Below are 26,261 nucleotides of genomic sequence, written 5' to 3'. Positions count from 1 at the left end.
CGCGCCGCAACCTGGTGCTCGACCGGATGGTGGAGAACAAGAAGCTGGCCAAGGCCGACGCCGACCGCTTCAAGGGCGAGCCGCTGGGCGTCGTCCCGAATGACTCATTCGCGACCTTCGGCCGGCGGCTCACAGCGCCACTTCGACCACGGAGCACCGCGGCAGCGATCGACTGAGCGCGGCCCCCACCCGCCCTGGGGGGCATCCCCAGTTCCAGCCTATCGGCCCCCGCCGACGAAAAGCCGGAAAAGCCGCTGCCGGGCGCCGGTTGTCCACATCACGGTCGGCCTGTGGACAACCCGGTAGCGCTCGAACCGGTGCAATGGTCTGCACCACTGCGCGTTCGGGCACGCTTGGCGTCCGGACGGGCCGAGCACCAGTTCGTCTCCATTCCCGGTGGATAACCTCGATGGGGTTCCGCCGCCGGTACCCCCAGCGGCAGGCGGACCACGCTGCCGGGTCGCCGCCTCCCCCAGTGCCGCGGCCCGGCAGCCCACACTCGAACCGCCGTCAGCCGGTGTAGCGGGCGAAGATCCTTGTGAAGTCCCATGCCTGCTGCGAAACGCCGGAACAGGTGTCGTTGTTCGGGTACCCGCCGGGGCACGGGCGGTCGCGGTTCGCCGACCAGAACGTCAGCCGGGCCAGGTGGTGCGTGTTCGCGTAGCCCAGGATCGTCGTGAAGTCGTTGAGCGTGACCGTCTCGCTGTTGTCGGTGATGCCGTTCATCGACGAAATGCCCATGTGCCGGTAGGCCGTGTCGTCGTCGTAGCCGTACGCGCTCCTGACGACGGTCTTGAGCCCCTCGGCCGCCCGCTGCGTCAGCGTGCCCATGTTCTGGCCCGCGCCGCCGAAGTCGAACGGCATGATCACCCAGCCGTCGACCGTGAGCCCGGACTGGGCCGCGCGGTTCACCAGGCTGTTGTCAGGACCCGACTGGCCGGTACCGAAGGTGACGTAGATCTTGATGCCCGGGTTGTTCGCGCGGACCGTCTTCAGCGCGTCGACCGTGCGCTGCTGCACCGTCGCGTTGCTGTAGGCGTCGGCCTCGATGTCGATGTCGATCGCCTTGAGGCCGTAGGCGTTGATCACCTTCTGGTAGCCCGCCGCCAGCTCGGCCGCACTGCCGCACGACGACTCGAGCTTGTTGCCGGAGTAGCCGCCGAACGACGGGATCACGTCGCCGCCGCCCGCGCGGATGGTGCTGATCGTGTTCTGGTCGACGCCGCCGGTGAGCGCCCGGCCGCCATCCCATTGCGGGTTGCAGTAGCCGTTGGACAGGATGAACGCCAACGTGAACCACTTGACGCCGGTCGCGCTCATGATCGTCGCCGGGTTCGGCGGGTCGCCCCAGCCGTTGTAGAGGTAGGGCGCGACGGCCATCGCGCCCGGTCCGGGCGGCGGTGTCGGGCCGCCGCTGGGCAGTGTCCACTGCTGGTTGGCCGTGGTCGCGCACGTCCAGATCTGCAGCCGCGTCCCGTTGGCACTCGAATTGCCGGTGGCGTCGAGGCATTTGCCGGAGCCGGTGTTGACGAGGTTCTTTGCAGAGTTGGGCGTCCACTTCTGGGCATTGCTCCCGTTGCAGTCCCACAGCTGGATCTGCGTGCCGTTCGCTGTGCCGGCGCTGGTGACGTCGAGGCATTTGCCCAGCGCCTGCAGGGATCCGTCGTTGCCGACTGTCCATTGTTGAGCGTTGGTGCCGTTGCAGTCGTAGAGCTGGACGGCGGTGCCGTTGGCGCTGCTCGCGCCGGCGATGTCGACGCATTTGCCGCCGATGCCGGTGATCGGCCCGGTCGCCGCCTGCGCGACGCCCGGGGCGAGCACCACCGCCGACGCGGCGACGAGCGCACTCAAAGCTGCTGTCATCTTCATGCGGGCACGTTCCACTTCTGGTTGGCGGCGCCGGTGCACGTCCAGATCTGCAGCCGGGTGCCGTTGGCGCTGGAGTTGCCGGTCGCGTCGACGCACTTGTTCGAACCCGCGCCGACGATGTCCCTGGCCGCGGTGGCCGCCCATCGCTGGTTGGCCGTTCCGCCGCAGTCCCAAAGCTGCAGCTGCGATCCGTCCGCAGTGGACTGGCTGGTGACGTCGAGGCACTTCCCGAGAGCCTGCAAGGTTCCGTCGGCGCCGACTGTCCATTGTTGAGCGTTGGTGCCGTTGCAGTCGTAGAGCTGGACGGCGGTTCCGTTGGCGTTGTTCGCGCCGGCGACGTCGACGCACTTGCCGCCGATGCCGGTGATCGGGCCGGTCTTGCCGCCGCCGTTGCCCTGTGTGCCGTTCCAGGTGAACGTCGCCGAGGTGTGGCCGGGCAAGGTGTAGCTGAACGACGAGTTGCCCCAGTTCACGCGCACGCTCTGGTTGCCGGTGCTGGAGTTGTACGCGATCAGGGCCTTCGAGCCGTCCGGGTTCTTCCAGGCGACGTTGCGCACGGTCGAGTTGTCGTTCGAATCGATCCGGTAGGCCCCCGGCTTCACGAACTTCGTCAGGTGGCCCATAGTGTAGTACTCGACGGTGTAGTCGACCTGCCCGCTGCGTGAGTCTCCGTTGTGGACGGTGATCAGGCCGGTGCAGGTGCCGCAGCCGCCGTTGTGCGGTCCCATGTTCTGGTCGACGCCGAGGCTCCACTTCACGAAGCTCTTCGACCAGTTCCGGGTGTAGTCCACGATGTTGTTCATGTCCTCGGCCTGCTGGTTCGAGATCCAGGTGCCGCCGGAGTGCTCGGTCGAGTAGGCGTTGACGTTCGGGTACTGGTTGTGCACGGTCGTCTGCTGCGCGATGTCGCCGCCGTAGCCGTGCCACGCGACGCCACCGAAGTTCGGGTGGTTGCGGATCGCCGGATCGTCCATTGTGGGCGCGCCGTAGGACGCGTAGGTGTCCCAGTTCCAGTCCAGAGCGAGGACCTTGGTGGACAGGCCGGCGTTCTGCAGCGCGGGCAGCAGGTTGTTCTTCGCGAAGTAGGCCAGACCGGCGCCGTTCCAGTTTGTCGACGGGTAGCTGGAGCAGCACGTCGGCTCGTTCTGCATCGAGACGTAGTCGATGGGCACACCCGCGGCCTGGTAGGCCTGGAGGTACTTGACGAAGTACTGCGCGTAGGCCGGGTAGTACTGCGACTCGACCCAGCCGAGCAGGTAGCTGTCGTTGTCCTTCATCCACGGGGGCGCGCTCCACGGCGACGCCATCACCTTGGCCTGCGGGTTGAGCTGCTTGGCCTGTTTGGTCAACGGCAGGACGTCGGCCTGGTCGTGCGCGAGGGAGAAGTGTGTCAGGTTCGGGTCGGTCTGGCCGGCCGGCATGTCGTCGAAGGTGTAGCTGTAGCGGGCCAGGTCGGACGCGCCGAGGGGGTTGCGGATGAAGCTCAGGCCGATGCCGCTGTTCGGGTCGAACAGCTTGCGCATGGTGTCGTCGCGGGTCGCCTGGCTCAAGGCGCCACTGGAGTTCATCAGCCAGGCCGCGGTGTCCGTAAAGGACGCTCCACCGCCTTCGAATTGCTGATAGGTGGTGTTTTCGTTGACGTTGACGGTCACGCCACCGGTGCCGGTGCCCGCGGCGAACGTGATCGGCGCCTGCTGCTGGAGGCCGCGGGTGACCTGGCGGCCGCCGGAGTCGCTGGTGGTCGTGAGCCAGACGTTGACCGTCTCGCCCGCGGCCTGCGCCGGGGCGGCGAACGTCGCCGCGGCGAGCGCGGTCACCCCGGCCAGGGTGAGCAGTTTTCTCATGGGAGCGTCCACTTCTGGTTCGCGCCGGACCCGCAGGTCCAGATCTGCAGCCGGGTGCCGTTGGCACTCGAATTTCCGGTGGCGTCGAGGCATTTGCCGGAGCCGGTGTTGACGAGGTTCTTGGCCGCGTTGGCCGTCCACTTCTGGGCATTGCTCCCGTTGCAGTCCCACAGCTGGATCTGCGTGCCGTTCGCCGTGCCCGCGCTGGTGACGTCGAGGCATTTGCCCAGCGCCTGCAGGGATCCGTCGGCGCCAACCGTCCATTGTTGAGCGTTGGTGCCGTTGCAGTCGTAGAGCTGGATCGCGGTGCCGTTGGCGTTGTTCGCGCCGGCGACGTCGACGCACTTGCCGCCGATGCCCGTGATCTGCCCGGCGTTTTGCGTGGGCGGCGGGGTGGTCCCGCCCGCGAACCGCGTCGCGACCTGCTCGCCGAGGCTGACGGCGTTGGCGTGGTTTTCGATCGGGTCGACGTGGGTGTTCGGGAACACGATGTACGTCACCGGACCTTCGGTGCCGCCGTTCTTCGGGTCGGGGTTGATGCCGAGATCGACCGCGGTGGCGTAGGACGCCTCACCGATGATGCTCGTCGGTCCGGTGTCGCCGACCACCGCGTAGGTGACTCGGTTGCCGTAGATGACCGCGATGACCGAACCGCCGTCGATTCCGTAATTGCGATAGTCCCATGTGGACGTTGGTTGCGGCAGCACGATATATGGCAATTGCGCCGCATTGAGTGGCTGATCATCGGATGTGTGGAAAGCGGTATCGGGATAGAAGCAACAATCGGTGTTCTCGTTGCACTGCGCAGTCCGGACACCGTCGCAGTCGATGTCCATGTCGGCCGTGAAGAACACCGCGCCGTTGGCCTGGCAGACGGGCACGGTAGCCGCGCCACCTTCGTCGAAGGAATACTTGCCGTTCGAGATCTGCTGACAGCTCTGGGTCTTGGCGAGCAGCTGGCTCGCGGACGGACCGGCTTCGACCGAGGCTTGAGCGGAGCCAGTCGTCAGGAAAGAAAGCGCTAACAGGGCACACCCCATTAGCACGACGAGGAATCGCCGCACCGGAATTCTCCTTGAGTGACAGGGTGGGTCAGGGAGCGGTCCACTTCTGGTTCGCGCCGCCGCCGCAGGTCCAAATCTGCAGCCGGGTGCCGTTCGCGCTCGAATTACCGGTCGCGTCGAGGCATTTGTTCGCGTTCGGATTCACGATGTCTCTCGCCCCGGTGACGACCCACTGCTGGGCGCCGGTGCCGTTGCAGTCGTAGAGCTGCACCGGTGTCCCGTCCGCCGTGCCCGCCCCCGAGACGTCCATGCACTTGCCGAGCGCGCGGATCGTGCCGTCGGTGCCGACCGTCCAGTTCTGGGCGGCGTTGCCGTTGCAGTCGGTGATCTGGATCGGCGTGCCGTTGGCGGTGTTCGCGCCGGCGACGTCGACGCACTTGCCGCCGATGCCGGTGATGGTTCCGGTCCGGCCGCTGCCGCCGCCCGAGGTGTCGGTGACGTGCACGTAGTCGACGACCAGCTGCTGCGGGAACTGCGTGCTGCCGTTGGGATCGCCGGGCCAGTACCCGCCGACGGCGAGGTTGAGGATGAGGAAGAAGTTGTGGTCGTACACCCAGCGGTTGCCGTTCAGGTCGGCGGGCGTGCGCGTCTCGTAGAGGTTCCCGTCGACGTACCACTTGATCTGGTTCGGTGCCCAGTCGATGGCGTAGGTGTGGAAGTCATCGGAGAAGTTCGGGCCGGAGTAGGCCGCGCCGATGCCGCCGGAGCCGGAGTAACCGGGGCCGTGAATGGTGCCGTGCACGGTGTTCGGCTCGAACCCGACGTTCTCCATGATGTCGATTTCGCCGTCGGTGGGCCAGTTTCCGCCGCCGAGCATCCAGAAGGCGGGCCACATGCCTTGCCCGCGAGGGAGTTTCATGCGCGTCTCGAAGTGGCCGTAGGCCTGGCTGAACCGGCCGGCGGTGTTCATCCGCGCGGAGGTGTATTCGCAGCGGCCGTACCAGCAGTTGTAGTTGCCCGGGTTTTCCTTCTTGGCCGTGATGACGAGGTGGCCCTGGCCGTCGAGCTGGGCGTTGCTGGTGCCGGAGGTGTAGTACTGCCGCTCGTGGTTGTTGACGTTGTCACCGGTTTCGAGCTGCCACTTCGACCCGTCGACGGCGGCGCCCGCGGGCCCGTTGAAGTCATCGGTGAAGGTGGCCGCGGCGGCGGCCGGGGCGGGGTCGACGAGCTGCTGCCCGAGGAGGAGCAGGGAACAGGCGGCGAAGAGTGCCGCCCAGCGGTTCTTTTTCGAGGTGGACATCATTGTCGCCTCTCTCACCGTGGGGGACGGCGTTCCGCGCGCAGCACGGAACGCGGGGAGGGGGAGGTGGCCTCGCGTGCCGGGGCGGCGGCAGGCGCGGCCGTGCGTGTGCTCGCCGGGGCCCGCGCGGCGGTGCGCGGGCGGCAGCGTGATCCAGGTGTCTTTGTTGTGCCTGGCAACAAAGTATGCATGGTCCAGACAAGCCGGGCAACACTCCGGCGGTCATTTTTTTTCAATCCGAATTAAGGGTCGCTGCCTGACCGGACGCGGCCGGTTCGGGTTCCCGCTCAGCGGTGCACGGTCCGTGCCGGTCCTGTCCGACCGGGTGCTCACCGAAGTTGTCCACAGCCCGGCCTGCTTGTGGATGAATCCCGTCTCGGCGGTGGTTTCCGGGGCTCTTTCGTCGGTGGGGGTCGATACGCTGGAGCGGGGATGGCCCCCAGGGCGGGTGGGCCCTGCTCGGTGGGGACTGCTGCTGGTTCGGTGCGCCGTGGGGGTGGTGCGTCGCCGAGGCTGGTGTGCCCGCCCGTGCGCTGCCGAGGTGGGAGCGGAGTCAGGCTGAGCTTGAGCCGAAGGAGGTCGTGATGGCGCACGACAAGCCCGCGCCCCCGCCCGGGACGCTCACTGCCGCGCTCGCGCTGCTGGCCGGGGCCGTCGGTGGGGCGGTCATGGCCGCCCGGCACAGCGACGTCCTCTACCTCGTCTGCGGCGTCGTCATCTGCGCGGGCGGCGCCTTCCTCGGCGGCGGTCTCCTCTACGCCTGGTTCAAGGGGCGCCGGTAGTCACGCCGCGTCGAAGTCCGGCGCTCCCGGCTTCGCTATCCGGGGCGTCGCCCCCTGCTCCAGCAGGTCCGCCACCGGCAGCGTCGCCGCCCCGGTCGCCACCGCGTCCAGGCCCAGGGAGCCCAGCTGGATCGACGTCTGGCTGAACGGATGCCTCAGTGCGTGCTCGCCCGCCGCTTCGCGGATTCGCGGGAGCAGCTGCTCGCCCAGGGCCAGTCCCGCCCAGCCGCCGATCACGATGCGCTCCGGGTTGAACAAGTTGATCAGGTTCGCGATGCCCGCGCCGAGGTAGCCGGCCGTTTCGTCGAGCACCCGCGCCGCCGTCTTGGACTTCGAGGCCGCGTCGAGGAGCGCCGCGAACTGGGCCTGCTCGTCCTCGCCCGCGATCTCCTTGCCCCGCGCGCGGCGATACCTCGCCAGCACCCCGCCCGCGCCGATGTACGCCTCCAGGCACCCCCGCGCGCCGCAGCGGCACTCCTGGCCGCCGTACGCGATCGTCGTGTGGCCCCACTCGCCCGCGCTGCTCGTCGAGCCGCGGTAGGTCGTTCCGTCCGTCACCACCGCCGCGCCCACGCCCGAGCCGATCAGCGCTATCACCGCGTGCCGCGCTCCGCGGCCGGCGCCGAACCACATCTCCGCCTGGCCCTGGGTCTTCGCGCCGTTGTCCACGAACAGCGGCAGCCTGACGCCGGCGTCGAGCAGCATCGCGGTGAACGGCACGGCGTCCCAGCCGACCGTGGGGGCGTGGACCAGCACCCGCGACCCCTGCTCGACCGTGCCCGGCACGCCGATGCCGACGCCGAGCACGCTCGGCTCGTCGATGCCCGCGCTCGCGAACACCTCCTGCAGGCCGGACGCCACCTGCTCGACCGCGGTCGAGGCGTCGGGCGCCTTCGGGAGCGGGTGCTCGACCGTCGCCAGCCGGTTCATCGCCAGGTCGAACAGCTCGACCTTGACGCCCGTCTCACCGATGTCGACGCCCGCGACGTGCCCGTACGCCGGGTCCACCCGCAGCAGCACCCGGGGACGGCCGCCGTCCGACTCGACCTGGCCGGCTTCCGTGATCAGGCGTTCTTCACCCAGCTCGGCGGTCACGTTGCTCACCGTGGCGGCACTCAATCCGGTGAGCTGGCTGAGTTCGTGCCGCGACAGCGGGCCGTCGAAGTACAGTTTCGACAGCAGCAGGGATCGGTTGTGCCGCCGCAGATCACGGACGGTGGTGCGCTTGCTCGCCATGGGCAACCCATCTGGAACTCTTACCGGCTCACTGACAGGATGCCCGATCACCGTAAGTTGTGGCTATGTATTAAGTGATGAACTAAGTGTCGAACCAGTCTCGTCTGGCACAATCCTCCTGGTGACCCAGGTGGTGCGCCAGACGACCAGAGACCTCCGGCGGCACAACCGCGCGGCGCTCCTCTCCTCCCTCTACCTCCGCGGCCCGGTCAGCAGACTGGAACTGGTAGCTGAATCGGGACTTTCGGCCGCCACCGTTACCAACGTCGTCTCCGAGCTCATCGCCGAGGGCGTCGTCGCGGAGGCCGGATCGGTCGAATCGGACGGCGGGCGGCCGCGGACGCTGCTGGCGGTGCGGCCGGACTTCGGGCACGTCGTCGGTGTCGACGTCAGCGAAACGCACGTCGAGGTGGGCCTGTTCGACTGCGCCCTCGGCACGCTCGGGACCGTGCGCCACCCGCTCGTCGGCACCCGGCTCGACCCGGACGAAGTGGCCGGTCTGGTGCGTACGGGCATCGCCGAAGTGCTCGGAGACGGCGATCCCGGCGCGGTGTTCGGCGTCGGCATCGGGGTGCCCGGCGCCGTCCGCGACGGCGGGATCGTGCACGCGCCCACCCTCGGCTGGCGCGGCGTGAACTTCGCCGAACTCATCCACCCGCACATCGAGGCGCCCCTCCACCTGGACAACCGCGCTCGCACGCTCGGCCAGGCCGAGTCGTGGCGTGGTGCCGGCCGGGGCGCCGGACGCGCGATCGTCGCCCTCCTCGGCGTGGGCGTCGGGGCGGCCGTCGCGACGGCGGGCCGTTCCCACCCCGACATCACGACCAGCGAGTGGGGCCACACCGTCGTCAAGGCGGCCGGAGCGGCGTGCCGGTGTGGCTCGCACGGCTGCCTGGAGGCCTACGTCGGCACCGAAGCGGTCGTCCGGCACTACGCCGAACGCGTCGGCCGGGAACCGGTCATCGGGGACGAAAGTGACGCCGAGCTGGCGCGGATCGTGGCCGAAGCGGCGCAGGACGGCCCGGCCGCCGACGTGCTCGCCGAGACCGGCGAATACCTCGGCATCGGCATCGCCAACCTGATCAACCTGCTCACCCCCGACCGGGTGGTGCTTTCCGGCTCGGCCGGAGCCATCATGGGACCGGCGATCCTGCCCGCGGTGCGCGACGCTGTCGACAGGCACGCGCTCGACTACCTGGCGGAGCGCACCGAGGTCGTCCTCGGCGCGCTGGGACCCGAGGCCGTCGCGCTCGGCGCGGCGACCTTGCCCATCGCCCAGCTGCTGGCGAATGGCGGCCGGACCGGCTGAAACCCTTGCGACGCAAGGACAGCGATGAAGAACTGGTCCAGACCGCCTGTTCTTTCAGAACTTAAACTTAGGCCGGAAATGTTACCGCCGTGTTATTGACGTGACCGGAGTCACCCAGGTTGACTTCGGGACGTCGTTCGGTCGCCGGCGGTCGGGGCTCGCTACCAGTCGACAGCACGCAAGTCGTCGATGACCAGGAGGAACCGATGCGAGTCAAGCGCTCCATCGTCGTAGCGCTCGTAGCCGTGGCGGCCTTGAGCGGGCTCACGGCGTGCTCGGGCGGGAGTTCCAACGCGGCCCAGGGGAACCCGGACGCCGTGCTCAACGTCGGCAAGCCGGACGGCCCGCAGGCGGAGAACAACAACCCGTTCCTGGAGACGTCCGCCCTGTCGAACATGGGCTACCGGTGGATGATCTACGAGCCCCTGGTCATGCTCAACCGCGTCAAGCCGCAGGAGCCGGGCAAGCCGTGGCTCGCCACGAAGTGGGACTGGTCGGACAACTACAAGAAACTGGTCCTGACCATCCGGGACGGCGTGAAGTTCTCCGACGGCCGGCCGATGACCGCCGACGACGTCGCGTACACCTTCCAGCTGCTGCGCGACAACAAGGCGCTGAACGTCGACGCCGTGCCGTACAAGGACATCACCGCGGCCGGCAGCCAGGTCACCCTGGGCTTCGACGGCTCGCAGTTCGTCAACCAGGTCAAGATCCTGCAGACCCTGGTGGTGCCGAAGCACGTCTGGCAGGCCATCAAGGACCCGGCGCTCGACCTCGTGAAGAACCCGATCGGCACCGGCCCGTACACCCTCAAGTCGGCCACCCCGCAGACGATGATCGTCGTGCGGCGCGACAGCGGCTACTGGCAGGAAGCGCCGAAGGTCAAGGAGATCCGCTACACCTCCTACACCGACAACAACGCGCAGGTCAACGCGCTGGTCAACGGGGCTTCCGAGTGGAGCTTCGTGTTCATCCCGAACTACAAGGCCGTCTACACCAACAAGGACCCGCAGCACTACAAGCTGTGGTTCCCCGCGCAGCTGGCCGTCCACGGCCTGTGGTTCAACACCGAGAAGGCGCCGTGGAACGACGCGAAGCTGCGTCAGGCGATCAACAAGGTGATCAACCGCGACGACATCTTCAACCAGGGCGAGGCCGGCTACTTCTACCCGAAGAACGACCAGGTCACCGGCATCCCGACCCCGGCGGGCGACCCGTTCATCGCACCGCAGTACAAGGGGCAGAGCGTCCAGGTCGACGTCCCGGGCGCGAAGGCGCTGCTGACCGGCGCCGGCTACAAGTTCACCGGCGACAAGCTGGCCGACCCGGGCGGCAAGCCGGTCACCCTCAAGCTCACCGTCCCTTCGGGATGGTCTGACTACATCACCGACCTGGAGATCATCAAGGACAACCTGGCGCAGATCGGCATCACCGCCACGGTCGACAAGATGAACCAGGACGCGTGGATGAAGTCGGTCGACACCGGTGACTTCGAGGGCCTGATGCACTGGACGAACGACGGGTCGACGCCGTACGACATGTACCGCGACGTCATGGACGGCAACCGCTACAAGCCGACCGGCCAGGGCGGCATCAACGGCAACTACGGCCGCTACAAGAACGACGAGGCGACCAAGGCCCTGGAAACCTACGCGAACGCCGAGGACGACGCCGCCCGCACCGCGGCGATGGCGACGCTGCAGAAGATCATGATCGAGCAGCAGCCGATGATCCCCACGTCGGCGGCCAACTCCGGCGGCGAGTACAGCACGAAGAACTGGGTCGGCTGGCCGGACGAGGCCAACCCGTACGCGCCGGCCCAGCCGACGCTGCGGAACGCGCTCGACATCGTCCTGCACCTGAAGCCCGCGGCCTGATCCATGGCGGAATCAGTGGCGACGAAGGACCCCTCCGACCCCACCGCCGTCGGGTCGGAGGGGGCCGTCCCCGTGGTCCTGGAGGCGGCCGGCCTCACCAAGCACTTTCCGGTGAGGCGACGCGGGAGGGCGGCGCTGACCGGTCCGCGGCGCAGCGTCCAGGCCGTCGACGACGTAACCCTGACGCTGCGGCGCGGCCGTGTCACCGCACTGGTCGGCGAGTCCGGCTCCGGCAAGTCGACGGTCGCGCGGCTGCTCGCGGGCCTCCACCCACGCACCGGCGGCGACATCCGGCTGCACGGCGAGACGGTGAACGTCAAGCACGGCAAGGCGTTCCGCGCTTACGCCCGCCGGGTGCAGATGATCTTCCAGGACCCGTTCGCGTCGCTGAACCCCGTGCACACCGTGCGCTACCACCTGACGCGGGCGCTGAAGATCCACGGCCGGGCGGGCGACGACCTCGAGAAGTCGCTGCACGAGCTGCTCTCCCGCGTCCAGCTGACGCCGCCCGAACGGTACATCGACAAGTTCCCGCACGAGCTGTCCGGCGGCCAGCGGCAGCGCGTCGCGATCGCGCGTGCGCTGGGCGCCGACCCGGAGGCGCTGCTGGCCGACGAGCCGGTGTCCATGTTGGACGTCTCCATCCGGCTCGGCGTGCTGAACCTGCTGCGGGACCTGAAGGAACGGCTGCACCTGGCGATCCTGTACATCACGCACGACATCGCGTCGGCGCGCTACTTCGCCGACGAGACGATGGTGATGTACGCGGGCCGGATGGTCGAAGGCGGCGACAGCGAGACGGTCACCCAACAGCCGGCGCATCCCTACACGCGTCTGCTCATCGAATCCGCCCCCGACCCCGCTGTGGACAACTCCAGCTTTCACGTGAAAGCTGGGGCCGGGGAGCCGCCGAGCCTGATCGACCCGCCGCCGGGCTGCCGGTTCCACCCGCGGTGCCCGGTCGCTCTTGCGCGGTGCGAAACCGACCTGCCGCCGCGGTTCGATGTCGGCGACGCGCCGGGGCACTGGGCCGCGTGCTGGCTCTACGACGGGGCCGCCCGATGAGGTACCTGCTGCAACGGCTGGCCTTCTACGTCTTCACCGCCTGGGCCGCCGTCACCATCAACTTCTTCATCCCGCGGTTGATCCCCGGCGACCCGGTGCAGTCGCTGATCGCGAAGAACCAGGGCATGATCAGCGCGGACGCGATCCAGTCGTTGTACGTCCTCTTCGGACTCGACAAGAATGAGAGCCTGGTTTCCCAGTACTTCGACTACTGGGGCCAGCTCTTCCGCGGCGACCTCGGGATCTCGTTCACGTTCTTCCCGACGCCGGTGTCCGACCTGCTCGGCGACAGTCTGCCGTGGACGATCATCCTGGTCGGCATCACCACGGTCGTCGGCTTCGCGCTCGGCACCGGGCTCGGCGTGGTCGCTGGCTGGAAGCGCGGCTCGTGGGTGGACGGCCTGCTGCCGGTGACGACGTTCCTGTCGTCGATCCCGTACTTCTGGCTCGGCCTGATCGCGCTGACGCTGCTGGCCGGCCCGGGCAGCTTCTTCCCGTCGTCCGGCGGCTACGACCCGGGCACGGTCCCGGGCTGGGACGGCTCGTTCATCGGCAGCGCGATCCAGCACAGCCTGCTGCCCGCGCTGACCATCCTGATCAGCTCGATGGGCAGCTGGATCCTGGGCATGCGGAACATGATGGTCACGGTCGCGTCGGAGGACTACGTGACCGTCGCGCACGCCAAGGGCCTGCCGGAACGCCGGGTGATGGTCGGGTACGCGGCACGGAACGCGTTGCTGCCCAGCGTGTCCGGTTTCGCGCTCGCGCTCGGCTTCATCGTCGGCGGCACGCTGCTGGTGGAGATCGTCTTCTCCTACCCCGGCGTCGGCTACCAGCTGTTCCAGGCCGTCGGCTCGCAGGACTACCCGCTGATGCAGGGCATCTTCCTGATCATCACGCTCTCGGTGCTGGTGGCGAACCTGCTCGCCGACGTCGCCTACCTGGCGCTCGACCCACGCACCCGGAAGGAGGGCTGACATGGCCGTACCCGCGGCGGACGTCAAGGCCGCCCAAGCCCTCCCGCTCGAAGCGGTGGCACGGCGGCGCCGCTTCCGGTTCCTCACCGGCGGGAAGACCGTCACCGGCGTCGCCGTCATCGGCTTCTTTCTGATCATCGCGGTGATCGGGGACTGGATCGCGCCGTACGACCCGTCGGCGCGCAGCAGCGACCTGCTGGAATCGCCATCGGCGCGGCACTGGTTCGGCACCACTCACCTCGGCCAGGACATCTTCAGCCAGGTCGTGGTCGGCACGCGCAGCGTCATGCTGGTCGGCCTCGCCGCGGGGGTCGTGGCGACGATCCTCGCGGTGATCGTCGGCGTGACCTCTGGCTACCTCGGCGGCACGCCGGGCGAAGGCCTCTCCGCACTGTCCAATGTGTTCCTCGTGATCCCCGCGCTGCCGCTGATCATCATCATCGGCAGCGCGGTGCCCACCGGTGGTGACATCCTGGTGGCGGTGATCATCGGCTTCACGTCGTGGGCGTGGGGCGCGCGAGTGCTGAGAGCCCAGACCCTTTCGCTGAGAGGCCGGGAATACGTCGAAGCGGCCCGGGCGACCGGCGAATCGACGTGGCGGATCATCTTCTTCGAGATCCTGCCGAACCTGACCGCGGTGATCGCGTCCAGCTTCGTCGGCACGGTGATCTTCGCGGTGATGTCCGAGATCACGCTCGCGTTCGTCGGCGTCTCCGGACTGTCCAACTGGAACTGGGGCACGATCCTGTTCTGGGCGCAGAGCCAGCAGGCCCTGGCCCAGGGCGCGTGGTGGTGGTTCGTGCCGGCCGGGCTGGCGATCGCCATCCTCGGCACCGCGTTGTCCCTGCTCAACTTCGGCATCGACGAGTTCGTCAGCCCGCGGCTGCGCGGCAGCGGCAAGGCGCGGGTGAAGGGCGCCGACGGGCGGACGCATCGGATGCGCGTGGGCTTCACGCCCGTGCTCGGGCGGGAGGAGCGGCCATGATGGACCCGGTGCTGGAGATCAAGGGCCTGGACGTCGACTACGGCGTCGGCGACGAGGCCGTGCGCGCGGTCCGGGACGTGCACCTGACGCTGCACCGCGGTGAAGTCCTCGGTTTGGCCGGGGAAAGCGGCAGCGGAAAGTCCACATTGGCCTACGGGCTGACACGGCTGCTCGCGCCGCCGGGCGTGATCCGTGGCGGCGAGGTGATCTACCACCCTGCCGCCGGCGAGCCGTACGACGTCCTTCGCCTGACGGACAAGCAGCTCCGTGACTTCCGGTGGGCCGAAACGTCCATTGTGTTCCAAGGCGCGATGAACTCGCTGAACCCGGTGCACAAGGTGGTCACGCAGCTGGTCGACGTCATCAAGGCGCACGAACCGCGGACCACCCGCGCGGGTCGCGTCGCCCGGGCGAAAGATCTGCTGAAGCTGGTGGGGATTTCGGCCGACCGGCTGGAGGCGTACCCGCACCAGCTGTCCGGCGGCATGCGGCAGCGCGTGATGATCGCGATGGCCTTGGCGCTCGAACCGCGGATCGTCATCATGGACGAGCCGACCACCGCGCTCGACGTCGTGATGCAGCGGCAGATCCTCGGCCAGCTCGTCGAACTGCGCGAGCGGCTGGGCTTCTCGGTCCTGTTCATCACGCACGACCTTTCGCTGCTGGTGGAGTTCTCGGACCGGATCGCGATCATGTACGGCGGCCGGATCGTCGAGCAGGCGCCGGCGGCGGACCTCTACCGGGACGCGCTGCACCCGTACAGCCACGGCCTGCTGAACTCGTTCCCCGCCCTGCGGGGGCCACGGCGCGAGCTGTCCGGGATCCCCGGATCGCCGCCGGACACGCGCGGGATGCCGTCCGGCTGCGCGTTCCACCCGCGGTGCCCCAAGGCTTTCGAACCGTGCCCCGAACGCGTGCCGTTGCTGGGCACGCCCGGCGACCCGGTGCGCGAAGTGGCTTGCTGGTTGCACCCCGTCGCGCCCTGACCGCCGGTGTCCGATACCTCTGGAGGAGAGCCGCCTTGACCGAGACCACAGCCGTGACCGCCGAGCAGCAGGCGCTGATCGACACCCTGCCGCCGGACTTCCGCTGGGGCGTGGCGACCGCCGCGTACCAGATCGAAGGCGCGGTCTCCGAGGACGGCCGGACACCGTCCATCTGGGACACTTTCTGCCGGGAGCCATGGGCGATCGACAACAACGACAACGGGGACGTGGCGTGCGACCACTACCACCGGATGCCGTCGGACATCGAGCTGGTGCGCTCACTCGGAGCTGACACCTACCGGTTTTCCGTTTCGTGGCCCCGGGTCCAGCCGCGCGGCCGCGGCGGCGTCAACGAAGCGGGGATCGGGTTCTACGACCGGCTCGTCGACGAAACGCTGAGCCGGGGGATCACGCCGTGGCTGACGCTGTACCACTGGGACCTCCCGCAGGAGCTGGAGGACGCGGGCGGCTGGCCGGCGCGCGACACGGCGTACCGGTTCGCGGACTACGCGATGCTGGTGTTCGACCGTTTGAAGGATCGGGTCCGTCATTGGACGACGCTGAACGAGCCGTGGTGCTCGGCGATGCACGGGTACGTGCACGGCGTGATGGCGCCGGGCCGGCGTGACTTCGCGGCCGGGTTGCACGCGGTGCACCACCTGCTGCTCGGGCACGGGCTGGCGGTGCAGCGGATGCGGGAAGCGGCCCCGGCGGACACGCAGTTCGGCATCACGCTCAACATGTCGACGGCGGACCCGGCGACGGACTCGCCGGAGGACGTGCGCGCGGCCCGTCAGGCCGACGGCCTCGGCGTCCGCATCTACCTGGACCCGCTGGTCCACGGCCGCTACCCGGCGGACGTGGTGGACGACCTGGCTTCGCGCGGAGTGCGTCTCCCGGTCCAGGACGGCGACCTGCCGGTCATCTCGACCCCGCTGGACTTCCTGGGCGTGAACTACTACTTCGGCCAGCAGTTCTCGGGCGTCGACGAGCAGGGCCTGTCGGTGGACGGGGACGGCGTCCCGGCCTCCCGGGTGATCCCGTTCGGCGAACCGACGACGGCGATGGGCTGGGAGATCCTCCCGGGCAAGTTCACGGAACTGCTGACCCGCCTCGGCCGCGACTACCCGGGCCTGCCGATGTACATCACGGAGAACGGCTCGGCCTTCGACGACGACCCGGACTCGTCCGGCTTCGTCCGCGACGACGAACGCACGGCTTACCTGGCCTCGCACATCGCAGCGGTCGCGGCGGCCCGCCAAGCCGGGGCGGACGTCCGCGGATACTTCGCCTGGTCCCTTTTGGACAACTTCGAATGGGCTTACGGGTACGCGAAGCGGTTCGGGCTGATCCGGGTGGACTACGAGACGCAGCAGCGGACGATCAAGCAGAGCGGGTACTTCTACCGCGACACCGTCCGCCGGGTCCGGGGCAGCTGAGCGCGTCCGAGGTTCGCTGACGGCGGCCCGGGATGCGCCCCAATGTGGCGTTGGTTGCGTCTGACGCACCGAACGCCACATTGGGTGCGCTGGACGCACCGAACGCCACATTGGGGCGCATGGATCGTGCGGTGATCTTGGCTGTGCTGGCGGCGGCCGGCGCGCGGTTCGATCCGTGTGGTGCCGGTGCCTTCGCGGAACGGGTGGACCGTGAGCTCGACGCCGGCCGGCTCGTGTTCCCGCCGCCGCTCGTCATCGGCGGCCGGTTGTGCGGTGAGCCGCGGGCCGGTGTGCGGGAGCTCGTGGCTCACGCCGTCGAGCTGGAGCTGATGTGCCTTCGGCGTCCGGGGTTCAGCCGGTCGTGGCTTGACCGGACGTCGAAGTCAGCCAGCGGGCGATGATCGTCCGCTGGATCTCCGATGCTCCCTCGTAGATCCGGGGCGCCCGGACCTCACGGTACAAGTGCTCCAGCAGGTGCCCGCGTCGCAGGGCGCGGGCACCGTGCAGCTGGACCGCCGAGTCGACGACGAACTGGGCCGCCTCCGTCGCGAACAGCTTCGCCATCGCCGCCCGGCCGCCGAGGTTCGGTTCGCCCGCGTCGTACGCGGCCGCCGCCGCGTAGACCAGCAGTCTGGCCGCTTCCGTTCGCGTTGCCATTTCGGCCAGCGTGTGGGCCACCGACTGTTGCTTGACCAACGGGCCGCCGAACGCCTCACGCGAGCCGGTGTGGGTCACCGTCGCGTCCAACGCCGCTTGGGCCATGCCCACCGCGAACGCGCCGACGCTCGGGCGGAACAGGTCCAGCGTCCGCATCGCCACGGCGAAACCGCGGTTCTCCTCGCCGAGCAGTTCCTCGCGCCGGACCTCGACGCCGTCGAACGTCACCGTGCCGATCGGGTGCGGGCTCACCAGGTCCAGGTGCTCGCCGCCGAGGCCCGGCCGGTCCGCCGGGACCACGAACGCGCTGACCCCGCGCGCGCCCGCGTCCGGTGTCGTGCGCGCGAACACCGTGTAGAAGTCGGCCTCGGGCGCGTTCGAGATCCACATCTTCGTCCCCGTCAGGCGCCAGCCGTCGCCGTCGGGTTCCGCCGCCAGGGACAGCGCGGCCGCGTCGGAACCCGCGTCCGGCTCGGTCAGCGCGAACGCCGCCACCGCGTCGCCCGCCGCCACCGCGGGCAGCCACCGCGCCACCTGTTCGTCCTGCCCGGACTGGAGAACCGGGTAACTTCCCAAGCCCTGCAACGCCAATGCCGTCTCGGCCTCGGTGCTCACCGTGGCGAGGTTCTCGCGCAGGATGCACAGGTCCGTTGCCGCCGCCTGTCTCGACGGCGTCCCCGAAGCGACACCGGGGAAGAGCCGGGCGAGCAAGCCGAGCACGCCCATCGCCTTGAGCAGCGGGCGGTTGACCGCACCCTCCACACCGGACTCGGCGAGCGGGAGCAACTGCTCGGCCGCCAGTTGCCGCACCTCGGCGGCGAACGCCTGCTGCGATGGGTCGAGTGCGAAAGTCATGACGAAGCTCCCGGTCGCCAGCGGGCATGGGCGGTCCCCACCGGACCGGAACGGACGAGGTCGAGACGCGGCTCCGGCCCGTCGGAGCGGCCCGTCTGCGGCTTGCGGCTGCCCGCGGCGAACGGCTTCGGCCACGCCATCGGGTAACCCTGCTCGGCGGCCGCGTGCAACGTCCACTGTGGATCGTAGAGGTGTGTCCGGCCGAGCGCGCAGAGGTCCGCCCGGCCGGCCAAGATCAGCGAATTGACGTCGTCGTACGAAGAAATCGCGCCGACGGCGATCACCGCGATCCCGTACTCCTCGCCGATTTCGTTGCGGATCCGGTCGGCGTACGGCGTCTGGTAGCTGCGGCCGTACTGCGGGCGCTCCTCGCTGACCACCTGGCCGGTCGAGACGTCGATGCCCGCGGCGCCGTGGGCGGCGAACGCCCGCGCGATCTCGACGGCGTCGTCGGCGTCGATGCCGCCCTCGCACCAGTCGGTCGCGGAGATCCGGACCGTCATCGGCCGGGAAGCGGGCCACACCGCACGCACCGCGTCGAAGACTTCCAGGGGGAACCGCAGCCGGTTCTCAAGCGAGCCCCCGTACTCATCGACCCGCTGGTTGGTCAGCGGCGAGAGGAACGACGACAGCAGGTAGCCGTGGGCGCAGTGCAGTTCGAGGACGTCGAACCCGGCGCGGGCGGCAGCCTCCGCACATGCGACGAACTGGGAAAGGATCTCCGAAAGTTCCGAAGTGGACAATTCACGGGGGACTTGGTTGCGTTCGGAATACGGCAACGCCGAAGGAGCGCAGACCTCCCAGTTGCCCGCAGGCAGCGGCTCGTCGATGCCCTCCCACATGAGCTTCGTCGAACCCTTGCGGCCGGAGTGTCCCAACTGGACACCGATGCGCGCGGGCGTCTGCGCATGCACGAAATCGACGATCCGCTTCCACGCCGCTTCCTGCTCCGGCGTGTACAGCCCGCCGCAGCCGGGCGTGATCCGGCCTTCGGGGGAGACGCAGACCATCTCGGTCATCACCAGCCCGGCACCGCCGAGCGCCTTGCTGCCCAGGTGCACCAGGTGGAAGTCGCCCGGGACGCCGTCGACCGCGGAGTACATGTCCATCGGGGACACGACGATCCGGTTCGGCAGCTCCAGTTCACCCAAGGAGAACGGCTGGAACATCGGCGGCCGTGACGTCGTTCCGAGCTTCCGCGCGAACCAGTGGTCGAGCTCGGCCGCGAACTCGGGATCACGCAGCCGCAGGTTGTCGTAGGTGACGCGGCGGCTGCGCGTGAGGATGTTGAACGCGAACTGCGGCGGTTCCTGGTGGGTGTACTGCGCGATGTTCTCGAACCACTCCAGGCTCGCCTGCGCCGCACGCTGCGTCGACGTGACGACCGGACGCCGTTCCAGCTCGTAGGCTTTCAGAGCCGCCGCGACGCCGTCGTTTTCGTGCAGGCACGCGGCCAGCGCCAGCGCGTCCTCCATGGCCAGCTTGGTGCCCGAGCCGATCGAGAAGTGCGCGGTGTGCGCGGCATCGCCGAGGAGGACGACGTTGTCGTGCACCCACGTCTCGCACCGGACCGTGCCGAACGACACCCACTTCGAGTTGTTCGCCATGATCCGGTGATCGCCGAGGACATCGGCGCACAGCTCGCGGATCAGCGCGATCGACTTCTCGTCGCTCTGGCCCGGCGGCAGCGACGTCGCCGCGATCGGGCCGAACGTCCGCTGCCAGACGTCTTCCTGGACTTCGAGGATGAACGTGCTGCCGTCGCGGCCGTACGGGTAGCCGTGGATCTGCATGACTCCGGCGGGCGTCTCGAGGACGTAGAACTTGAAGGCGTCGAAGACCAGATCCGTGCCGAGCCAGATGTACCGGCACCGGCGGGTCTCGACGCTCGGCCGGAACGTCTCGGCGTACCGGGCCCGCATCGCGGAGTTGACGCCGTCGGCGGCGACGACCAGGTCGTACCCCGAAAGGTCGGCCGGTGCCTCCTCCCGGAAGTGCAGCCCGACGCCGAGCTCGGCGCAGCGGCTCTGGAGGATGCCGAGCAGGCGCTTGCGGCTCATCGCCGCGAAGCCGTGACCGCCCGAGGTGGTGACCGTGCCGCGGTAGTGGACGTCGATGTCGTCCCAGCGGGCGAACTCGGCCTTCATCGCCTCGTGCACCGCCGCGTCGGCGTGCTCGATGCCGCCGAGCGTCTCGTCGGAGAACACGACGCCGAAGCCGAAGGTGTCGTCCGGCGCGTTGCGCTCCCAGACGGTGATTTCGTGGCCCGGACCGAGCTGTTTCGCGAGCGCGGCGAAGTACAGACCCGCCGGGCCGCCACCGATGACCGCGATTCGCACGTCGTCGATGGTATGTCGTCGCCCGTACGACCGTCAATAACGCGAAAGATGGCGTACCGTGTCCCGCATGGAACGCATCAACCCGCCGGAGCTGGGCAAGCCGTCCGGGTTCTCGCACGCGGTGGTGGCCGAGGGCCGGGTCGTCTTCCTCGCCGGGCAGACGGCGCTGGACGCGTCGAACAAGATCGTCGGGGGCGGTGTCGTCGAGCAGTTCGAACGCGCGCTCGGCAACCTGCTGGCCTCGCTGCGGGCGGCGGGCGGCTCCCCGTCGGATCTGTGCAGCGTGACGATCTACATCGTCGACATGGGCGATTACCAGGCCCACGCGCGCGAGATCGGCGCGGTCTGGCGGCGGCTGGCGGGCACGGAGTACCCGGCGATGGCGGGCATCGGCGTGTCGCGGCTGTGGGACGAGGAGGCTTTGGTCGAGGTCCAGGGCTTCGCGGTGCTCAGCCGAAGTTGATCGACTTCGCGACGTACTCGCGCGCCGGCGTCTCCAGCTTCGCGTGCAGCTCGAAGAACAGCTCGGCCGCGCGGATCCCGGACCAGTCGCGGGGCAGGAACTCGGCGGGCAGGCCGGGGTCGAGGTAGGGCATCCGCCGCCAGCCGGTCAGCACGCGGACGTAGTCGGCGAAGGCCTGCTCGTCGGTCAGGGACCGGCGGCGCAGCGCCGGGCCGTGCTCGTCGAGGAACGTCGTGTACAGCTCGTCCAGCCGGTCCAGGTCCCACCACTCGCGGACCTTCGCCGCGATGTCGCCGAACGCGAGGTGGTCGGCGCGGAACAGGTCGGCGTACTCGGCCAGGCCGAGCCGGGTCAGCGCTTCCGCGGTCGCCGCGTGGAGGTGCGCCGGGGCGATCCAGACGCCGGACGCGGCCGTCCCGAAGCCCATCCGGGCGAGCTGGGTACGCAGGAGGTGGCGCTTGTGCCGCTCGGTCTCGGGCACCGAGAACACCGCGAGCAGCCAGCCGTCGGCCGGGGTGGCGCGCTCGCGGCGGAAGATCCGCTCGTCGCCCTCGCGCAGGATCTCGCGGGCTTCGTCGGACAGCTCGTAGCCCGCCGTCGCGTCGCGGCGGACCGCTTCGAGGATGCCGCGCCGCTTCAGCCGGGAGATCGACGAGCGCACCGCGGGCTCGTCGACGCCGACCACGGCGAGCAGGTCGATCAGCGACGCGACCGACAGCCAGCCGCCTTCGGTGCGCGAGTAGAGGCCGTACACCGTCACGATGAGCTGACGAGGCTGCGCGGCCCGGCCGGAGCCGTCCAGTTCGGTTGCCTCGGGTACGGCCGTCATCGGGCCACAATAACAACAGACGCCGCGAACGCTCCGCTACGATTTCGCCGCGATGCTGCCAGCCACCAAGGGGATCTTCGACCGGCTCACCCGGCGGGGCCGCCTGATGACCAAGCGGACCTGCGACCGGCAGGGTCACGTCATCCGGAGCGGCCGCTTTCTCTTCCGGACGCCGACCGCGTGGGAGTACGCCGCCGCGGTCGCCTGCGGCAGTGATCCCGCCGCGCAGCGCTGGCTCGGCTGGCAGCGTGACTCGATCGTGGCCGAGCCGGCGCGGGCGGACGCGCTGCGTGTCGTGCCCGGCACCGGCCCGGACTGGGCGTCACCCGATCCACAGTCACTCGACCTGGTGATGATCGACGTCGAGGCCAACCGCTGCGTCGGCCTGGTGAGCGTGCACACCGGCGAGGATGGCGGCCCGGAGACCGGCGGCTACCTCGCCCCCGACTACCGCGGCCGCGGCCACGGGCGGGTGCTCTTCGCGGCCGGCCTGACGCTGGCGCACGTCCACCTGGGCCTGTCGCGGGTCCGCGCCGGCGCCGAGGTGGGCAACGTCGCGAGCGCGCGGTCGCTGCAGGCGGCGGGGCTCGCCCGCGTCGCCGGCCCGCCGACGTACCGGCTGCCCGACGGCCGCGTCACCGAGGCGTGGTGGTTCCAGCACGACGTCCCTCGGCCGACGCGCTGCGCCGGACCGCAGGCGACGTGGTTCCCGGCGTCGCCGTTGCTCTGAAGCTTCGGTCGGCGCCGACGTTTTCCGTGGCTATTTTCGGCGCATGACTTCGCTTTCCGCTCCGGTTCCGCCCGTGCCTTCCGACGTTCCGGCGGGGACCATTGCCTGGCTGCGCGCGTCCGTGGCCCGGTTCAGCAACGGCTCCGACCACGTCCGGCGTCGCGCGCTCGCGGTGGACGCCCTGACGTCGATCGACGCGGATGCGTTGCAGGCGAAGGCTTTCTCGCGTACTCGCCGAATCATGGCGGGCCTCGACGTCGTCGACGTGATGGCCGAGATCGCGCGGCCGGTGCCGGTCGGCGTGCTCGCGGAGGCCCTCGGCCTGCCGGACGTCTCGGCGGAGGTGGCGCTGGTCGCGGCCGCGTACCACCCGCACGTCACGCCCGATGCGGACGCCGAAGCCGCGCTCGGACGGCTGATCGCGCACTGCGGCGGACCGACCGAACTCGCGGCGGCCCGGATCGGCCTGCTCGTCCAGGCCTGCGACGCCACGGCCGGACTCATCGGCAACGGGCTTTTCGCGTCGCTGACCGGAAAACCCGCCGAGCAGCCGGTGCTGCGCACGCGCCGCCGGATCGACGGTTCGGATGTGACAGTGCCCCTCGACGGGAGGCCGTTCGGTGCCGGACCGCGCGAATGCCCGGGGTCGCGGCACGCGATCGCCCTCGCGGCCGGCGTTCTCGAGGCGTTGCGCGGGTTCCGCCTGACAGAAACGGAAACGACGTGGATTTCTTCGCCGAATCTCCGGATGCCCGCGGTGCTGCGGGTGACCCGCGGCTGATCTGCTAAGAATTACCGCGTTCATCTTCTTTGGGGGAAGGCCGGAAATTGCTGTACTTCGATGGTCTGCTGGGGTTCGTCACGCTCGGGCTGTGGATCTTCTGCCTGGTCGACGTGATCACGACGGACGAGTCGTCCTGCCGCAACATGCCGAAGGGGCTGTGGCTGCTGGTGGTGCTGGTGGTGCCGCTGATCGGCTCGATCGTCTGGCTGGTCGCGGGCCGTCCGCAGCAGGTGACGCGGGCGCGCGGGCCGTACGAGCGGAGCGCGCCGGCGTTCCCGGAGTACGACCGCCCGGGCCGGTTCGCGGCGACGAGCCCGGAGGACGACGAGGAGTTCCTCCGCAAGTGCCGGGAACGCGCGGAGGCCCAGCGCAAGCTGGCCCGCGAAAAGCGCGGCGAGGACTGACTCGTCAGCAGGCGGGGCCTTCGCAGGTGCCGCGCTCGTACGCCTCCAGCGTCGTGATCACCAGCCGGCGCTCGGCCGGGGTCAGCGGCGTCAGGGCGTCGCTCCACGCCTTCGCGCCGCGGGCCAGCCAGGCGTCGACCGCCGGGCGTTTGTCCTCCGCGATGCTGACGATCGTGCGGCGGCGGTCGGCCGGGTCCTCGTCGCGGTTCAGGACGCCCTGGCGGCTGAGGTCGCCGATCATCAGGCTCGCCGTCGTCGGCGCGACCTGCAGGCGGGTGGCCAGCTCGGTGACCGTCATCGGGCCGTCGAACAGCAGGTAGGACAACAGCGAGAGGTGCCGCGGCGCCAGCGCGCAGCCGTTCAGCTCCTCGGGGACCGGCGTGCGCTTCGCACGGCCGACCAGGCGTGGCATGAGCAGCAGGAGCTGCCGCACGCCGTCTTCGACACTCGGTCCGGCCTCCGTTGACACCGCTCACCTCCCGTCGGTAATTTTGTTTGCAAAGCAAACACTCCGCCCGAGCGTACCTCGCGCCGTTCGAGCCTACCGGCCAGAAACAAGGGGATCCCATGACCGCACCAGCTGACATGAACGAGTTCAACAAGCAGATCGTCGAGGAGTTCCGCGCCAACGACGGCGTGGTCGGCGGCATGTTCGAGGGCAAGAACGTACTGCTCCTCACCACGATCGGCGCGAAGAGCGGCGCCGAGCGCCTGTCGCCGCTGGTCTACACCCGCGACGGCGACCGGTACGTCATCGCCGCGTCCATGGGCGGCGCGCCGAAGAACCCGGCCTGGTACCACAACCTCGTCGCGAACCCGAAGGTCACCGTCGAGGTCGGCAGCGAGAAGTTCGAGGCCACGGCCACCGTGATCGCAGACCGCGCCGAGCGCGACCGCCTCTACGCCGGCATGGTCGCCCACGCCGAGGGCTTCGCCGAGTACGAGACGAAGACCACGCGGGTCATCCCGATCGTCGTCCTCGAGCGCTGAGAAACTCGAACGCCAGGTGTGATGTCCGGGGAGGTTGTCCCGGGTTTGGGGCGGTGACGGCCTGTCGTGCCGACAGGTGAAAGCCTCCGGTTGTGAAGTGGAGCTGTCGAGGAACCACGTCAGCTGTCCGGAGGCCTTCGTGTCCCACCCTGACCCCACGAACCCGGCTGCGGCTGACCCGCTTGATCGTCGAGCAGGGCTGGACCTAAGTCGAAGCGACGAAGATTCATGGTCGCCGCCAAGACCGCGCAAATGGGCCGACCGCGCTACCGGCACGAAGGCATGGCCGGGGTGGTCGGCCGTAGCTCGCGTCCCGCACTCCGGCCCCGGTGGTGCGGCAGATCCTCCCCGGACAGCACAGCTAGGGAACGGGCGCGGGCCGGGGCTCGGGTTCGACGCGCGGTCCGGCGGGCTGCCGGGCCGCCTCCCGCTCCGCCCGCCGCGTCTCCTTGCGGGCGATGATCCGCTTGCCGACGTCGATCAGCGGCTTCTCGACCCAGCGGTGGATCAGGTCCGCGATGGCCAGCCCGACCAGGAACACCACCACCGCGGTGGTGGTGTGGTTCCGGCCCAGCCCGGGCACCGCCAGGATGACGACGAAGTGCACCGGTCCCTGCAGCAGGTACAGCGAGTACGACCGCTCGCCGACGAACCGCATCGGCGCCGTCCCCAGCAGCCAGCGCAGCGGGCCCGGGCTCACCAGCACGACCAGCAGCAGCATCGTCGCGAACGCGTACGCCACGAGCAGCCAGAGGTTCATCCGCGTGGCGTGCCACAGGCTGTCGAGGTTCGTGTGGAACACGAGGAACCCGCCCACGATCGGGATCGCGGCCAGCGGGTGCGTCAGCGGCTTGAGCAGCGCGTACCCCCGCCCGTAGTGCATGAGGATCGCGAGCAGGCAGCCGGCCGCCAGGATGAAGTAGTGCACGGTCGAGCGGTAGATCGGCACGTTCGCGCCGTTGAGCAGCCAGCCGCCGGTGGTCACCGGCACCAGCGCCAGCAGCACGACCATCGCCGCGCCGACCAGCAGGAACTTGCGCTTCGCCGCGCCGATGCCGATCGCGACCAGCAGGAACGGCCAGACCAGGTAGAACTTCTCCTCGATGCCCAGCGTCCACGAGCCGCTGAAGAAGTTGTCCGTGCCGTTGGTGAACGACGGCAGGAACTCGTTGAGGAACGTCAGGTAGAACCGCAGCGCGTTGGGGAAGTCGCGGTCGTGGAACTCGCCGCGCAGCAGCACGAACGCGACGATCCCGCCGAGGATGACCAGGTACGGCGGCAGGATCCGGAAGACCCGCCGGATGTAGAAGTTCGACAGCGAGATCCGGCCGGTGCGGTCCTGCTCGCGCAGCAGCAGCGTGGTGATCAGGAAACCGGACAGCACGAAGAAGATGTAGACGCCGACCCAGCCCGACAGCCACGTCCAGTTCGGACCGCCGAAGTGGAAGAAGATGACCATCGTCGCGGCCAGCGCGCGCAGGCCGTCGAGGCCGGGGAACCGTCTTTGGCCGAGGTAGTCCTCGTGGCTCATCGTGCG

23 protein-coding genes and 1 pseudogene are annotated in these 26,261 nt (G+C 69.2%); 14 read left to right on the top strand and 10 right to left on the bottom strand.

Annotated features, from left to right (window positions below):
• Nucleotides 1-510: 510 nt before the first annotated feature.
• Genes AB0G28_RS23925 through AB0G28_RS23910 form a run of 4 tightly spaced genes read right to left on the bottom strand, consistent with a single transcriptional unit; the run spans nucleotide 511 to nucleotide 6,017 of the window.
• Nucleotides 511-1,869 carry a ricin-type beta-trefoil lectin domain protein gene (locus AB0G28_RS23925; protein ID WP_361092776.1) on the bottom strand — a complete coding sequence of 453 codons (1,359 nt, stop codon included), beginning with the start codon at nucleotides 1,867-1,869 and terminating at the stop codon, nucleotides 511-513.
• On the bottom strand, nucleotides 1,866-3,713 hold the full coding sequence (locus AB0G28_RS23920) for a ricin-type beta-trefoil lectin domain protein (protein WP_361092773.1): 1,848 nt from the start codon (nucleotides 3,711-3,713) through the stop codon (nucleotides 1,866-1,868). Before AB0G28_RS23920 ends, AB0G28_RS23925 begins: the two co-directional genes overlap by 4 nt.
• Nucleotides 3,710-4,777: a ricin-type beta-trefoil lectin domain protein gene (locus AB0G28_RS23915; RefSeq protein ID WP_361092770.1), complete on the bottom strand. Its 1,068-nt coding sequence runs from the start codon at nucleotides 4,775-4,777 to the stop codon at nucleotides 3,710-3,712. Before AB0G28_RS23915 ends, AB0G28_RS23920 begins: the two co-directional genes overlap by 4 nt.
• A 28-nt stretch (nucleotides 4,778-4,805) precedes the next feature.
• The gene (locus AB0G28_RS23910; protein WP_361092767.1) at nucleotides 4,806-6,017 is read right to left on the bottom strand and encodes a family 16 glycosylhydrolase; all 1,212 of its coding nucleotides are present in this window, start codon (nucleotides 6,015-6,017) and stop codon (nucleotides 4,806-4,808) included.
• Nucleotides 6,018-6,601: 584 nt separating this feature from the next.
• Here AB0G28_RS23910 and AB0G28_RS23905 point away from each other — a divergent pair.
• Nucleotides 6,602-6,799 (top strand): hypothetical protein, encoded by a 198-nt coding sequence (locus tag AB0G28_RS23905; protein ID WP_361092764.1) that lies wholly within the window; start codon nucleotides 6,602-6,604, stop codon nucleotides 6,797-6,799.
• Here the strand turns inward: AB0G28_RS23905 and AB0G28_RS23900 are convergent, their stop codons facing one another.
• Nucleotides 6,800-8,035, bottom strand: a complete 1,236-nt coding sequence (locus AB0G28_RS23900; RefSeq protein ID WP_361092761.1) for an ROK family transcriptional regulator — start codon at nucleotides 8,033-8,035, stop codon at nucleotides 6,800-6,802.
• Between the two features lie 121 nt (nucleotides 8,036-8,156).
• Here AB0G28_RS23900 and AB0G28_RS23895 point away from each other — a divergent pair, with 121 nt between their 5' ends.
• The 7 genes from AB0G28_RS23895 (at nucleotide 8,157) to AB0G28_RS23865 (ending at nucleotide 16,673) form a co-directional block, all read left to right on the top strand.
• Nucleotides 8,157-9,344 carry an ROK family transcriptional regulator gene (locus tag AB0G28_RS23895; RefSeq protein ID WP_361092758.1) on the top strand — a complete coding sequence of 396 codons (1,188 nt, stop codon included), beginning with the start codon at nucleotides 8,157-8,159 and terminating at the stop codon, nucleotides 9,342-9,344.
• A 206-nt stretch (nucleotides 9,345-9,550) separates the two neighbouring features.
• On the top strand, nucleotides 9,551-11,221 hold the full coding sequence (locus AB0G28_RS23890; protein WP_361092755.1) for an ABC transporter substrate-binding protein: 1,671 nt from the start codon (nucleotides 9,551-9,553) through the stop codon (nucleotides 11,219-11,221).
• A gap of 3 nt (nucleotides 11,222-11,224) precedes the next feature.
• A complete protein-coding gene (locus AB0G28_RS23885; RefSeq protein ID WP_361092752.1) occupies nucleotides 11,225-12,286 on the top strand; it encodes an ABC transporter ATP-binding protein in 1,062 nt (353 codons plus the stop codon).
• A complete protein-coding gene (locus AB0G28_RS23880) occupies nucleotides 12,283-13,263 on the top strand; it encodes an ABC transporter permease (RefSeq protein ID WP_361092749.1) in 981 nt (326 codons plus the stop codon). Before AB0G28_RS23885 ends, AB0G28_RS23880 begins: the two co-directional genes overlap by 4 nt.
• 1 nt (nucleotide 13,264) lies before the next feature.
• A complete protein-coding gene (locus tag AB0G28_RS23875) occupies nucleotides 13,265-14,248 on the top strand; it encodes an ABC transporter permease (RefSeq protein ID WP_361092746.1) in 984 nt (327 codons plus the stop codon).
• Nucleotides 14,245-15,234, top strand: coding sequence for an ABC transporter ATP-binding protein (locus AB0G28_RS23870; RefSeq protein ID WP_361092743.1), 990 nt, complete (start codon nucleotides 14,245-14,247; stop codon nucleotides 15,232-15,234). The genes AB0G28_RS23875 and AB0G28_RS23870 overlap by 4 nt, the downstream gene beginning before the upstream one ends.
• Nucleotides 15,235-15,269: 35 nt before the next feature.
• On the top strand, nucleotides 15,270-16,673 hold the full coding sequence (locus AB0G28_RS23865; RefSeq protein ID WP_361092740.1) for a GH1 family beta-glucosidase: 1,404 nt from the start codon (nucleotides 15,270-15,272) through the stop codon (nucleotides 16,671-16,673).
• A gap of 351 nt (nucleotides 16,674-17,024) precedes the next feature.
• Here the strand turns inward: AB0G28_RS23865 and AB0G28_RS23860 are convergent, their stop codons facing one another.
• Nucleotides 17,025-18,185: an acyl-CoA dehydrogenase family protein gene (locus AB0G28_RS23860; RefSeq protein WP_361092737.1), complete on the bottom strand. Its 1,161-nt coding sequence runs from the start codon at nucleotides 18,183-18,185 to the stop codon at nucleotides 17,025-17,027.
• Nucleotides 18,182-20,524 carry a bifunctional salicylyl-CoA 5-hydroxylase/oxidoreductase gene (locus AB0G28_RS23855; protein ID WP_361092734.1) on the bottom strand — a complete coding sequence of 781 codons (2,343 nt, stop codon included), beginning with the start codon at nucleotides 20,522-20,524 and terminating at the stop codon, nucleotides 18,182-18,184. Before AB0G28_RS23855 ends, AB0G28_RS23860 begins: the two co-directional genes overlap by 4 nt.
• 67 nt (nucleotides 20,525-20,591) lie before the next feature.
• On the opposite strand from AB0G28_RS23855, the gene AB0G28_RS23850 reads away from it, so the two are divergent.
• Nucleotides 20,592-20,987 carry a RidA family protein gene (locus AB0G28_RS23850; protein ID WP_361092731.1) on the top strand — a complete coding sequence of 132 codons (396 nt, stop codon included), beginning with the start codon at nucleotides 20,592-20,594 and terminating at the stop codon, nucleotides 20,985-20,987.
• Here AB0G28_RS23850 and AB0G28_RS23845 read toward each other — a convergent pair.
• The gene (locus AB0G28_RS23845) at nucleotides 20,974-21,816 is read right to left on the bottom strand and encodes a PaaX family transcriptional regulator C-terminal domain-containing protein (protein WP_361092728.1); all 843 of its coding nucleotides are present in this window, start codon (nucleotides 21,814-21,816) and stop codon (nucleotides 20,974-20,976) included. The genes AB0G28_RS23850 and AB0G28_RS23845 overlap by 14 nt on opposite strands.
• A gap of 52 nt (nucleotides 21,817-21,868) precedes the next feature.
• Here AB0G28_RS23845 and AB0G28_RS23840 point away from each other — a divergent pair, with 52 nt between their 5' ends.
• From AB0G28_RS23840 to AB0G28_RS23830, 3 genes are all read left to right on the top strand, one after another.
• Nucleotides 21,869-22,546: a GNAT family N-acetyltransferase gene (locus AB0G28_RS23840; protein ID WP_361092725.1), complete on the top strand. Its 678-nt coding sequence runs from the start codon at nucleotides 21,869-21,871 to the stop codon at nucleotides 22,544-22,546.
• A 121-nt stretch (nucleotides 22,547-22,667) separates the two neighbouring features.
• Nucleotides 22,668-23,327, top strand: a complete 660-nt coding sequence (locus tag AB0G28_RS23835) for a hypothetical protein (RefSeq protein WP_361092795.1) — start codon at nucleotides 22,668-22,670, stop codon at nucleotides 23,325-23,327.
• A gap of 47 nt (nucleotides 23,328-23,374) precedes the next feature.
• Nucleotides 23,375-23,734: a PLDc N-terminal domain-containing protein gene (locus AB0G28_RS23830; protein ID WP_361092722.1), complete on the top strand. Its 360-nt coding sequence runs from the start codon at nucleotides 23,375-23,377 to the stop codon at nucleotides 23,732-23,734.
• Between the two features lie 4 nt (nucleotides 23,735-23,738).
• Here AB0G28_RS23830 and AB0G28_RS23825 read toward each other — a convergent pair whose 3' ends face one another.
• Nucleotides 23,739-24,203, bottom strand: coding sequence for a MarR family winged helix-turn-helix transcriptional regulator (locus tag AB0G28_RS23825; protein WP_361092719.1), 465 nt, complete (start codon nucleotides 24,201-24,203; stop codon nucleotides 23,739-23,741).
• A 98-nt stretch (nucleotides 24,204-24,301) separates the two neighbouring features.
• Here AB0G28_RS23825 and AB0G28_RS23820 point away from each other — a divergent pair, with 98 nt between their 5' ends.
• The gene (locus tag AB0G28_RS23820; protein ID WP_361092716.1) at nucleotides 24,302-24,724 is read left to right on the top strand and encodes a nitroreductase family deazaflavin-dependent oxidoreductase; all 423 of its coding nucleotides are present in this window, start codon (nucleotides 24,302-24,304) and stop codon (nucleotides 24,722-24,724) included.
• A gap of 149 nt (nucleotides 24,725-24,873) precedes the next feature.
• A pseudogene (locus tag AB0G28_RS23815) lies at nucleotides 24,874-25,039 on the top strand (leucine zipper domain-containing protein); the annotation flags it as partial.
• 46 nt (nucleotides 25,040-25,085) lie between these two features.
• Here AB0G28_RS23815 and AB0G28_RS23810 read toward each other — a convergent pair.
• The gene (locus AB0G28_RS23810; RefSeq protein WP_361092792.1) at nucleotides 25,086-26,255 is read right to left on the bottom strand and encodes an acyltransferase; all 1,170 of its coding nucleotides are present in this window, start codon (nucleotides 26,253-26,255) and stop codon (nucleotides 25,086-25,088) included.
• Nucleotides 26,256-26,261 lie beyond the last annotated feature (6 nt).

This window comes from Amycolatopsis sp. NPDC021455 (assembly GCF_040640995.1).
Classification (GTDB): domain Bacteria; phylum Actinomycetota; class Actinomycetes; order Mycobacteriales; family Pseudonocardiaceae; genus Amycolatopsis.
This window is presented reverse-complemented; position numbering and strand designations above follow the sequence as displayed.